General features: G+C 71.9%; 10 protein-coding genes. 7 read left to right on the top strand and 3 right to left on the bottom strand.

Going from position 1 to position 11,505, the window contains the following annotated elements:
• The first annotated feature begins 17 nt into the window (after positions 1-17).
• From panD to ABD875_RS00280, 6 genes are all read left to right on the top strand, one after another.
• On the top strand, positions 18-437 hold the full coding sequence (panD, locus tag ABD875_RS00305) for an aspartate 1-decarboxylase (protein WP_345170712.1): 420 nt from the start codon (positions 18-20) through the stop codon (positions 435-437).
• A 9-nt stretch (positions 438-446) separates the two neighbouring features.
• Positions 447-2,147 (top strand): L-aspartate oxidase, encoded by a 1,701-nt coding sequence (locus ABD875_RS00300; RefSeq protein ID WP_345170387.1) that lies wholly within the window; start codon positions 447-449, stop codon positions 2,145-2,147.
• Complete coding sequence (gene nadC, locus ABD875_RS00295; RefSeq protein WP_345170385.1) at positions 2,144-3,031, top strand: carboxylating nicotinate-nucleotide diphosphorylase; 888 nt, start codon at positions 2,144-2,146, stop codon at positions 3,029-3,031. The genes ABD875_RS00300 and nadC overlap by 4 nt, the downstream gene beginning before the upstream one ends.
• Before the next feature lies 1 nt (position 3,032).
• Entirely contained in the window at positions 3,033-3,803 is a 771-nt protein-coding gene (locus ABD875_RS00290; protein ID WP_345170383.1) for a type III pantothenate kinase, read from the top strand.
• A 106-nt stretch (positions 3,804-3,909) separates the two neighbouring features.
• Positions 3,910-4,239: a histone-like nucleoid-structuring protein Lsr2 gene (locus ABD875_RS00285; protein WP_345170381.1), complete on the top strand. Its 330-nt coding sequence runs from the start codon at positions 3,910-3,912 to the stop codon at positions 4,237-4,239.
• 172 nt (positions 4,240-4,411) lie between these two features.
• Positions 4,412-6,991, top strand: coding sequence for an ATP-dependent Clp protease ATP-binding subunit (locus tag ABD875_RS00280; RefSeq protein ID WP_345170379.1), 2,580 nt, complete (start codon positions 4,412-4,414; stop codon positions 6,989-6,991).
• Between the two features lie 157 nt (positions 6,992-7,148).
• Here the strand turns inward: ABD875_RS00280 and ABD875_RS00275 are convergent, their stop codons facing one another.
• Positions 7,149-8,012: an HhH-GPD family protein gene (locus ABD875_RS00275; protein WP_345170377.1), complete on the bottom strand. Its 864-nt coding sequence runs from the start codon at positions 8,010-8,012 to the stop codon at positions 7,149-7,151.
• Between the two features lie 65 nt (positions 8,013-8,077).
• Here ABD875_RS00275 and ABD875_RS00270 point away from each other — a divergent pair, with 65 nt between their 5' ends.
• Positions 8,078-8,875 carry a hypothetical protein gene (locus tag ABD875_RS00270; protein WP_345170375.1) on the top strand — a complete coding sequence of 266 codons (798 nt, stop codon included), beginning with the start codon at positions 8,078-8,080 and terminating at the stop codon, positions 8,873-8,875.
• A 22-nt stretch (positions 8,876-8,897) separates the two neighbouring features.
• On the opposite strand, the gene disA is transcribed toward ABD875_RS00270, so the two are convergent.
• Positions 8,898-9,980, bottom strand: a complete 1,083-nt coding sequence (gene disA, locus ABD875_RS00265) for a DNA integrity scanning diadenylate cyclase DisA (protein ID WP_243056255.1) — start codon at positions 9,978-9,980, stop codon at positions 8,898-8,900.
• A gap of 93 nt (positions 9,981-10,073) precedes the next feature.
• On the bottom strand, positions 10,074-11,492 hold the full coding sequence (gene radA / locus ABD875_RS00260; protein ID WP_345170371.1) for a DNA repair protein RadA: 1,419 nt from the start codon (positions 11,490-11,492) through the stop codon (positions 10,074-10,076).
• Positions 11,493-11,505 lie beyond the last annotated feature (13 nt).

Raw genomic sequence — 11,505 nt, 5'->3', positions numbered from 1 at the left:
CGACTGGAGGACCGCTGATGCTCCGCACGATGATGAAGAGCAAGATCCACCGCGCCACCGTGACCCAGGCCGACCTGCACTACGTCGGGTCGGTCACCGTCGACGAGGACCTCCTGGACGCGGCCGACCTGCTGCCCGGCGAGCTCGTGCACATCGTCGACATCACCAACGGCGCCCGGCTCGAGACGTACACGATCGCCGGCCCGCGCGGCTCCGGGGTGATCGGCATCAACGGTGCCGCGGCCCGCCTGGTGCACCCCGGCGACCTGGTGATCCTCATCGCGTACGCCCAGATGGACACCGCCGAGGCCAAGGAGCTCAAGCCCCACGTGGTGTTCGTCGACGCCGACAACAAGATCCTGGCCACCGGGTTCGACCCGGCCGAGGCCGTCGCGGGCACCGGACTGGTGCGCGGCGACCAGCTGGCGCAGCGGTAGCCTGCGCCAATGTCCACCGCTCCGGTACGCCGCGTCCCCGGACGCCTGATCGCGCCGGAGCCCGGCTGGACCACGACCGCGGACGTCGTGGTCGTCGGGTCCGGCATCGCCGGACTCACCGCGGCGCTGCGGCTGCGCGGACAGGTCGAGAAGATCCTGGTCGTCACCAAGGACGTGCTCGCGGCCGGCTCCACGCAGTGGGCGCAGGGCGGCATCGCCGCCGCGCTCGGCCCGGGCGACACCCCCGAGGAGCACGAGCAGGACACGCTCGTGGCCGGCGCCGGGGCGTGCGACCGCGAGGCCGTCCGGGTCCTGGTCAACGAGGGCCCTGAAGCCGTGCGCGAGCTGATCGCGCTCGGCACGAACTTCGACCACGACCCCGACGGCGAGCTGTCGCTGACCCGCGAGGGCGGCCACCACCGCGACCGGATCGCGCACGCAGGCGGCGACGCCACCGGTGCGGAGATCCAGCGGGCGTTGATCGCCGCGATCGAGCAGGCGCCCGAGATCGAGGTCGTCCAGCACGCGCTGGCGGTCGACCTGCTGCTCGCCGAGGACGGCGGCGTCGCGGGTCTCACGCTGCACGTGATGGGGGAGGGCCAGCGCGACGGTGTCGGCGCGGTGCTGTGCCGCGCGGTGGTGCTCGCCAGCGGCGGGCTCGGCCAGGTGTTCTCCCAGACGACCAACCCGGAGGTCTCGACCGGCGACGGGATGGCGGTGGCCCTGCGCGCGGGCGCCGAGCTCCGCGACCTGGAGTTCGTGCAGTTCCACCCGACCGTGATGTACCTCGGGCCCGAGTCCCACGGCCAGCAGCCGCTGATCTCCGAGGCCGTGCGCGGCGAGGGCGCGTTCCTCGTCGATTTCGAGGGCACCCGCTTCATGCAGGGCGAGCACGAGCTCGCCGACCTCGCGCCGCGCGACGTGGTCGCGAAGGCGATCATGCGCCGGATGATCGACACCGGGCAGCCGCACATGTGGCTCGACGCCCGGCACTTGGGCAAAGAAAGCCAGGGGAGCGAAGCGACCTCCGGCGACGGTTATCGAGGAGCGAGCGAAGCGAGCGTCTCGAGATACTGGGAGCGGCGCTTCCCCACGATCCTCGCGACCGCGCGCAGCCACGGCATCGACCCGGTCACCGACCTGATCCCGGTCGCGCCCGCGTGCCACTACGCCTCCGGCGGGGTCCGCACCGACCTCTGGGGCCGCAGCACCGTGCCGGGCCTGTACGCCACCGGCGAGGTCGCGTGCTCCGGCGTCCACGGCGCCAACCGGCTCGCGTCGAACTCGCTCCTCGAGGGCCTGGTGTTCTCCCGCCGCATCGCCCAGGTCCTGCCCGGCGAGCTGCGGCCGCTGCAGCCGCCGGCCCCGGACACCCGAACGCCGGGCCTGGTGCCCGGCGGCCTGCGTCGCGACCTCCAGGAGATCATGACCACCCGGGTCGGCGTCCTGCGCCACGCGTCCGGCCTCGCCGACGCCACCGGCATGCTCGACAAGCTCGCCGGCGTCGCCGCGGAGGTCGTCGACCAGGAGTCGTGGGAGACCACGAACCTGCTCACGATCTCGCTGTCGCTCGCCGACGCCGCCGCGCTCCGCGAGGAGACCCGCGGCTCGCACTGGCGCGAGGACTTCCCCGAGCGCGACGACCTCCGCTTCTCGGGGCACTTCGACACCGTCATGGACGACGGCGTGACCACCCTGGAGCTGCATTGACGCCGTACGACGACGAGCTGGCCGCCGCCGGCCTCGACCCCGCCGCGGTGCTGGCGCAGATCCGCGAGGCGCTCGCCGAGGACCTTCCCGCCGGCGACGTGACCTCCCTGGCCACCATCGCCGCCGAGGCGCAGGGGACCGGGGTGTTCGCCGCCCGCGAGGCCGGTGTGGTCGCGGGCCTGGGTGTCGCGGCGCTGGTCTTCCACGAGGTCATGGGCGACACCGTGACGGTCACCGACCGGGTCCCCGACGGCACCCGCGTGGAGCCCGGCGACGTCGTGATGCGCGTGTCCGGGCCGACCCGAGGGCTGCTCACCGCCGAACGCACCGCCCTCAACTACGCCAGCCACCTCTCGGGGGTCGCGACCGCGACCTCGCACTGGGTCGAGGCGCTCTCCGGCACCCGCGCCCAGGTGCTCGACACCCGCAAGACGCTGCCGACCTACCGGGCGCTGCAGAAGTACGCCGTCCGCTGCGGTGGCGGCGTCAACCACCGGTTCAGCCTCAGCGACCGGGCGATGGTCAAGGACAACCACGTGGTCGCGGCCGGCGGCGTGGTCCCCGCGTTCCAGGCGGTCCGCGCGGCCTACCCCGACTTGCGGGTCGAGGTCGAGGTCACCGACCTCGACCAGCTGCGCGAGCTGCTCGACGTCGGATGCACCGAGATCCTGCTGGACAACATGGACTCCGCGACCTTGGCCGAGGCGGTGCGGCTGAACGACGCACGAGGGCCGGCCGGGCGCGCCACCCTCGAGGCCTCCGGCGGGCTCACGCTGGAGCGTGCCCGTGAGGTCGCCGAGACCGGGGTCGACTTCATCTCGGTCGGCGCGCTCACCCACTCGGTGAAGGTCTTCGACCTCGGGCTCGACCTCAGCGAGGGCTGAGATGCTCCTCGCCGCCGACATCGGCAACAGCCACACGCAGCTCGGCCTGCTCTCGGGCGGGGAGGTCACCGCCGACTGGCGGATCTCCACCGACGAGCGGCGTACCGCCGACGAGTGGGCGGTGCTGCTGCGCGGCCTGCTCGGCCCGGCGATCGACGACGTCGACGGCATCGCGGTCTGCTCGACGGTCCCGGCGGTGCTGCACGAGTGGCGCGACATGCTGGCGCGGCACCTGGCCGACGTCCCCGCCGTCGTCGTGGAGCCGGGGGTGCGCACCGGGATCCCGGTGCTGATGGACAACCCGCGCGAGGTCGGCACCGACCGCATCATCAACGCGCTCGCGGCGGTGCACGAGTACGGCGGTCCCGCGATCGTCGTCGACTTCGGCGGCACCGCGACGACGTTCGACGTGGTCAGCGCTCAGGGGCAGTACGTCGGCGGCGCGATCGCGCCCGGAATCGAGATCTCGCTCGAGGCGCTCGGGCGCCGCGGCGCGCAGCTGCGCAAGGTCGAATTGCTGCGGCCGCGCTCGGTGATCGCCAAGAACACCGTCGAGGCATTGCAGTCGGGAATGGTTTTCGGCGTCGCCGCCTCGGTCGAGGGAATTGTCGCCCGGATGGTCGAGGAGCTGGGTGCCGAACCGGGCGACGTACGCGTGATCGCCACGGGCTACCTGGCTCCGCTCGTCCTCGGCGAGTGCCGCGCTTTCACCGATCACGCGCCCTGGCTGACGCTGCGCGGGCTCGAGCTCGTATTTGTGCGAAATCGCTAATCGCGCGCCCGCTGTCGGTTTGGATTTGTGTGCGCGCGTGAATTGCGTGGCATGATGTCGTCGGTTTTCAATTCAATTCGACGAATTCACAAGTGAGGTCCAGCGAATGGCCCAGAAGGTCAACATCGTTCTCGTCGACGACCTCGACGGCAGCGAGGCCACCGAGACCGTGACGTTCGGTCTCGACGGAACGACGTACGAGATCGATCTCAACGACAAGAACGCCGCCGCCCTGCGCGACGCCCTGTCGGGGTACGTCGGCCACGCCCGCAAGGTCGGCAACGCGCCGCGCCGGGGCCGCAAGGCCGCCGCGACGGCCGGGGACGGCGCCAGCGCCAAGGAGATCCGCGACTGGGCCCGCGACAACGGCTACGACGTCCCCGAGCGCGGCCGCGTGTCGGCCGACGTGCGCGAGGCCTACGCCAAGGCCCACTGACCCACGTACGCACCGAGTCGGCGCAGTCCTCCCGCGTGGAGGCTGCGCCGACTCGGCGTTTCGGGTCGTGTTCGCTCTCAGCGGACCGGTCTGGGCTGATTCGGGGGAACGCGTAGGCTGTCCGCGGGGTTAGTTGTCTTCGTAGCCCCCTAGAGCTTCAGGAGCGATACGCATGTTTGAGCGGTTTACCGACCGAGCCCGCCGGGTGGTCGTGCTGGCCCAGGAAGAGGCCCGCATGCTCTCCCACAACTACATCGGGACCGAGCACATCCTGCTCGGCCTCATCCACGAGGGCGAAGGTGTCGCCGCGAAGGCTCTGGAGAGCCTGGACATCTCGCTCGAGGCCGTGCGCGCCCAGGTCGAGGAGATCATCGGCCAGGGCCAGCAGGCGCCGAGCGGGCACATCCCGTTCACGCCGCGCGCCAAGAAGGTCCTCGAGCTGTCCCTGCGCGAGGCGCTGCAGCTCGGCCACTCCTACATCGGCACCGAGCACATCCTGCTCGGCCTGATCCGGGAGGGCGAGGGCGTCGCCGCCCAGGTGCTGCAGAAGCTCGGCGCCGACCTCAACCGGGTCCGCCAGCAGGTCATCCAGCTGCTCTCCGGCTTCCAGGGCAAGGAGTCGTCCGGCGCCGCCGCGGCCGCCAGCGCCACCGGCAGCGACGCGCCGTCGTCCTCCCTCGTGCTCGACCAGTTCGGTCGCAACCTCACCCAGGACGCCCGCGAGGGCAAGCTGGACCCGGTCATCGGCCGGGAGCAGGAGATCGAGCGGGTCATGCAGATCCTGTCTCGCCGTACGAAGAACAACCCCGTCCTCATCGGCGAGCCCGGCGTCGGCAAGACGACGATCGTCGAGGGCCTGGCCCAGGACATCGTCAAGGGCAACGTCCCCGAGACGCTCAAGGACAAGCAGATCTACACGCTCGACCTCGGCGCGCTGGTCGCCGGGTCGCGCTACCGCGGTGACTTCGAGGAGCGCCTGAAGAAGGTCCTGAAGGAGATCCGCACCCGCGGCGACATCGTGCTGTTCATCGACGAGATCCACACCCTCGTCGGCGCCGGCGCGGCCGAGGGCGCGATCGACGCCGCCAGCATCCTCAAGCCGATGCTCGCTCGCGGTGAGCTGCAGACGATCGGCGCGACCACGCTCGACGAGTACCGCAAGTACCTCGAGAAGGACGCCGCGCTGGAGCGCCGCTTCCAGCCGATCCAGGTCGCCGAGCCGTCGATCGCGCACACGATCGAGATGCTCAAGGGCCTGCGCGACCGCTACGAGGCGCACCACCGCGTGACGATCACCGACGAGGCCCTGGTCTCGGCGGCGACCCTCGCCGACCGCTACATCTCCGACCGCTTCCTGCCGGACAAGGCCATCGACCTGATCGACGAGGCCGGCTCGCGGCTGCGGATCCGCCGGATGACGGCGCCCGCGGACCTGCGCGAGTACGACGACAAGATCGGCGAGGTGCGCCAGCGCAAGGAGGCCGCGATCGACGGCCAGGACTTCGAGGCCGCCGCGCGTCTCCGCGACGAGGAGAAGCAGCTCATCCTGAAGAAGTCCGAGCGCGAGAAGCAGTGGCGCGCGGGCGACATGGACGAGGTCGCGGAGGTCGACGAGGAGCTGATCGCCGAGGTCCTCGCGGTCGCCACCGGCATCCCGATCGTGAAGCTCTCCGAGGAGGAGTCGACCCGGCTGCTCAAGATGGAGGACGAGCTGCACAAGCGGGTCATCGGCCAGGACGAGGCCGTCAAGGCGCTCAGCCGGGCGATCCGTCGTACCCGTGCCGGCCTGAAGGACCCGAAGCGCCCCGGCGGCTCGTTCATCTTCGCCGGTCCGTCCGGTGTCGGTAAGACCTGGCTGTCCAAGACGCTCGCGGAGTTCCTCTTCGGCGACGAGGACTCGCTGATCCAGCTCGACATGTCGGAGTTCGGCGAGAAGCACACCGTCTCGCGGCTGTTCGGCTCGCCTCCGGGCTACGTCGGCTACGAGGAGGGCGGCCAGCTCACCGAGAAGGTGCGCCGCAAGCCGTTCTCGGTCGTGCTCTTCGACGAGGTCGAGAAGGCGCACCCGGACATCTTCAACAGCCTGCTGCAGATCCTCGAGGAAGGTCGCCTGACCGACTCGCAGGGCCGGGTGGTCGACTTCAAGAACACCGTCATCATCATGACCACCAACCTCGGCACCCGCGACATCGCCAAGGGCCTGAACCTCGGGTTCTCCTCGGCCGGTGACGCGGCGGGCTCGTACGAGCGGATGAAGGGCAAGGTGTCGGAGGAGCTCAAGCAGCACTTCCGCCCGGAGTTCCTCAACCGTGTCGACGAGATCATCGTGTTCCCGCCGCTGTCGCAGGAGCAGATCGTCCACATGGTCGACAACATGGTCGCCTCGGTGGAGCTGCGGATGCGCGACCGCGACATGCGCATCGAGCTGACCCAGGCCGCGAAGAACCTGCTCGCCGAGCGGGGCTTCGACCCGGTCCTGGGCGCCCGCCCCCTGCGCCGCACGATCCAGCGCGAGATCGAGGACGTGCTCGCCGAGAAGATGCTGTACGGCGAGGTCGGCCCCGGTCAGATCGTGCTGGTCGGCGTCGAGGGCGAGGGCCCGACCGCGACGTTCACGTTCGCCGGTCAGAAGATGGGTGAGCTGCCCGACCTGCCCCCGTTCGAGGCCGCCGAGGTGACCGCGACCGACACGCCGAGCGAGGGTCCCGACGACTCCGACAGCGGCACCGACGTCCCGCGCACCACGGACTGACCCAGCTCCACCACACCACCACGGCCCGCCCCGGACTCCGGGGCGGGCCGTCGTGCGTTGGTGGTGCGGGTCGTCGCAGGTTCACCATGGTGCCCTGGTGAACCTGAGGTGCTCGGACAGCATGCCGAGCGGGAGATCTACGCCGCTCTAGGTGAATCTAGGGCAACGCGTAGACGTCCGGAGCGGCGTGCACGAGCAGCCCGTCCTCCACGAGCGAGGCCAGGCAGCGGACCCGCTGGCCCTCGTCGCTCCACGCGGCGTCCAGCCGGCTGCGGTGCACGGGGCCGTCGCTGTCGCGCAGGACCGCGAGCAGCCGCCCCCGGCACTGCCGGTCGGTCCCGGCCCACGCCTGGGTCTTGCGGGGCGGTCCGTCGTACGCCGGGTGGCCGGCCGACCGCCAGGCGCAGAGCCCGGCGATCGGGCAGTCGGCGCACCGGGGACTGGCCGCCGTGCAGACGAGGGCGCCCAGCTCCATGACCGCAACCGACCAGGTCGGCGCGTCCTCCTCCCCGGGGAGCACCGCGAGCGCGACCTCGCGCTCGGCCTTGGTGACCGCCGGGGCCGGGAACTGGACGCCCTGGATCGCGCGCGCGAAGACCCGGCGCACGTTGGTGTCGAGCACGACGTGGCGGCGTCCGTAGGCGAACGTCGCGATCGCTGCCGCGGTGTAGTCGCCGATCCCGGGCAGCGCGCGGAGGTCGTCGTACTCCTCCGGCACCTCGCCACCGTGCCGCTGGACGATCGCGGTGGCCGCAGCGTGCAAGCGCAGCGCCCGGCGCGGGTACCCCAGCCGACCCCAGGCGCGCACCGCCTCACCGCTCGGCTCCGCGGCCAGGTCGGCGGGCGACGGCCAGCGGCTCAGCCACTGCTCGTGCACGGGCAGCACCCGTGCGACCGGGGTCTGCTGGAGCATGAACTCCGAGACCATCACCGACCACGCCGACGCCGAGGGTCCGCGCCACGGCAGCTCGCGGGCGTGCTCGTCGTACCACTGCAGCACCGGCTGATGGAGATCACTCATGTCCGGGCCATTGTCGCCGGTGTGGCACCGCCAGCCGGAGCGGGCCCGTGACTAGCGTTTGCCGCATGCCAGCCATGACCCGCGGACCGCTGCCGGCGCGCGTCTACTGGACGCGCAGGATCTTCGTGCTCGGGACCGCGCTGCTGCTGGTCTTCGGCATCGCCCGGTTGCTCGGCAACGGCAGCGACGCGGCCGACGACGGCGCGGCGCAGCTCACCGCCGACACCACGACCACGTCCGCCTCGCCGTCGGCCGAGGCCTCGGCCACTGCCGGCGAGACCGGGAAGCCGGGCAAGGGCGGCAAGAACGGCAGGAAGACCACGTCGCCGGACCCCACGCCGACGCTCGCGGCGCCGACCGGCACCTGCAGCGGCGCCGACGTCGCCGTCACGCCCCAGGCGAAGAACGCCGTCGGTGGTCGCCCGGTGCTGATCGTGCTGCAGCTGCGCACGATGGTGTCGGAGGCCTGCACCTGGCGGGTGGGGCCCGACGCGCTCGCGGTGTCGATCACTTCCGGCGACGACGACATCTGGTCGAGCCGCGAGTGCCGCAAGGCGATCCCGGTCCGCGAGGTCGTCGTCCGCAAGGCGGTCACCACCAACGTCGGTGTCACCTGGAGCGCGAAGCGCTCCGACGAGACCTGCTCGCGGTTCACCGACTTCGCGATGCCGGGCTGGTACCACGTCACGGCCGCGGCCCTGGGCGGTGAGCCGTCCGACCTGCAGTTCGAGCTCGTGAAGCCCACCCCCGCGACGATCACGCGGACGATCACCCCGAGCGCGACGGCGTCCGCGACCGGCCGGCCGATCACGCCGTCCGGCAAGCCGTCGAACAAGCCCTCGGGCGCGGTCGAGCCGGACTGACCTGTCGTCGACAGATGACCAGCTAGACGTAGCGCTCGAGGATCGTCGACTCGGCCAGGCGGGACAGGCCCTCGCGGACGCTGCGCGCGCGCAGCTCGCCGACGCCGTCGACGGCCTGGAGGTCGTCGACCCCGGCCGAGAGCAGCTTCTGCAGGGTGCCGAAGTGGTCGACCAGCCGGTCGACCACCGTGGGTGGGAGCCGGGGGACCTTGGCGAGCAGCCGGTAGCCGCGCGGCGCGACGGCGCCGTCGAGGTGCTCGCCGTTGCCGAGGCCGAGCGCCTTGGCGGCGGCCGCGGGGTCGACCAGCTCGGTCGACGACAACGCCTCGAGGCGGTTGAGCAGCTGGTCGGGGGTCTTGGAGCGACGCCCGGCCGGCAGGTAGTCGCGGATCACCAGCTCGCGCTCGGTGTCGACGCCGGTCACCAGCTCCTCCAGCTGCAGCGACAGCAGTCGGCCGTCGGTGCCGAGCTCGAGCACGTAGTCCTCGATCTCGCTGGCGATCCGGGTGACCATCTCGAGCCGCTGCGCGACCACGGCCACGTCGCGGACGGTGACGAGGTCCTCGATCTCCAACGCAGACAGGGTGCTCGACACCTCGTCGAGGCGGAGCTTGTAGCGCTCGAGCGTGGCCAGCGCCTGGTTGGCGCGCGAGAGGATCTGGCCGGAGTCCTCGAGGACGTGGCGGGTCTCGCCGACGTACGCCGCGATGATCTGCATCGACTGCGACACCGAGATCACGGGGAAGCCGGTCTGCCGGGCGACACGGTCGGCGGTGCGGTGCCGGGTGCCGGTCTCCTCGGACGGGATGGTGTGGTCGGGCATCAGGTGCACGGCCGCGCGCAGGATCCGGGTGACGTCCTTGTCCACGATGATCGCGCCGTCCATCTTGGCCAGCTCGCGCAGGCCCGTGGCCGTGAACGGCACGTCGAGGGTGAACCCGCCGGTGGCGATCGAGTCGACGACCTTGTCGTGGCCCATCACGATCAGCGCGCCGGTGCGGCCGCGCAGGATCCGCTCCAGACCGTCGCGCAGCGGGGTACCGGGGGCGATGGTGGCGAGTGTCGCGCGCAGGCGCAGCGTCTCGTCCGAGCGATCCGTGGCCACCTGCGGTCCTCCCCGTGTGTGCGCGGCGTCGACGGCCGCAGCACGGAGTCTAGGGTCTCCCTCCCGCTCCGCGCGCAGACCGGTATCGAAGCGTTATCGAGCGTCCACCGCGTGCGGACGCTCGTGCTCGGCCTGCAGCAGGTGCAGCAGCCGCAGCGCGGAGCGCACGTCCGGCACGTCGAGCACGCGCATCCCGTCCACGGTCCACGACTCCGGCGAGCGGGCCGGCGGGCGGCCGGCCTCGGTCGGGACGACCGCGAGCTGGAAGCCGAGCCGCGCGGCCTCGGACAGCCGCAGCGGCAGGTCCCGCACCCGGCGCAGCTCGCCGGACAGCCCGATCTCACCCATCGCCACGACGCCCTTGGGCGCCGGGACGCCGCGGCTGGCCGACGTCAGCGCGATCGCCACCGCCAGGTCGCTGGCGGGCTCGACCACCCGGGCGCCGCCCACGGTCGAGGCGAACACGTCGAGGGTGTGCAGCCGGACCTGGCAGTGCTGCTGCAGCACCGCCATCACCATCGCGACGCGGGAGGAGTCCAGCCCGGACGTCGTACGACGCGGTCGCTCGGCGGCGCTGTGGGTCACCAGGGCCTGCACCTCGGCGAGCATCGGGCGCCGGCCCTCCATCGTCACCGCGACGCAGGTGCCGGGGACCATCGCGTGGTGGTTCTCCACGAAGAGGCCGGTCGGGTCGGTGACCGCGGTGATGCCGTCGGCCCCCAGGTCGAAGCAGCCGACCTCGTCGACCGGGCCGAAGCGGTTCTTCATCGCGCGCACCATCCGGAACCGGGAGTCCCGGTCGCCCTCGAAGTGCAGCACCACGTCGACGACGTGCTCGAGCACCCGCGGGCCGGCGATCGACCCGTCCTTGGTGACGTGGCCGACGATCACCGTGGTGATGTTGCGGGTCTTGGCGACCCGGACCAGCGCGGCGGCGACCTCCTTCACCTGGGTGACGCCGCCCGGGACCCCGTCGATGCCGGAGGCGCCGATGGTCTGGATGGAGTCGACGACCAGCAGCGTGGGGCGGACCTGCTCGATGTGGGTGAGCACCGCGCCGAGATCGGTCTCGGCCGCGAGGTAGAGCTCGTCGTGCACGCCGCCGGTGCGGTCGGCGCGCAGCCGCACCTGGGAGGCGGACTCCTCGCCGGTGACGTAGAGGGTGCGGTGCCGGTGCCGCGCCGTCTGGGCGGCGACCTCGAGCAGCAGCGTGCTCTTGCCGACGCCGGGCTCGCCGGCCAGCAGGATCGCGGCCCCGGGCACCAGGCCGCCACCGAGCACCCGGTCGAGCTCGGGCACGCCGCTGCTGCGGAACGTGGAGTCCTCGACCGACACCTGCCCGATCGGCACCGCGGGCCTGGTGACCGGGCTGGCCGTCGTCCGGCCCGCCGGCTCGCTCGCGGCCTCGGCGACCGAGCCCCAGGCCTGGCACTCGCCACACCGGCCGACCCACTTGCCGGTCTCCCACCCGCACTCGGAGCAACGGAAGGAGGGACGCGGCGACTTCGGCATGGCGGGAACGCTA

The sequence above is a fragment of the Nocardioides caricicola genome (genome assembly GCF_039541135.1).
Taxonomy (GTDB): domain Bacteria; phylum Actinomycetota; class Actinomycetes; order Propionibacteriales; family Nocardioidaceae; genus Nocardioides; species Nocardioides caricicola.
Note: the sequence above shows the minus strand (reverse complement) of the source record. Positions and strands in the feature narration are given on the sequence as shown.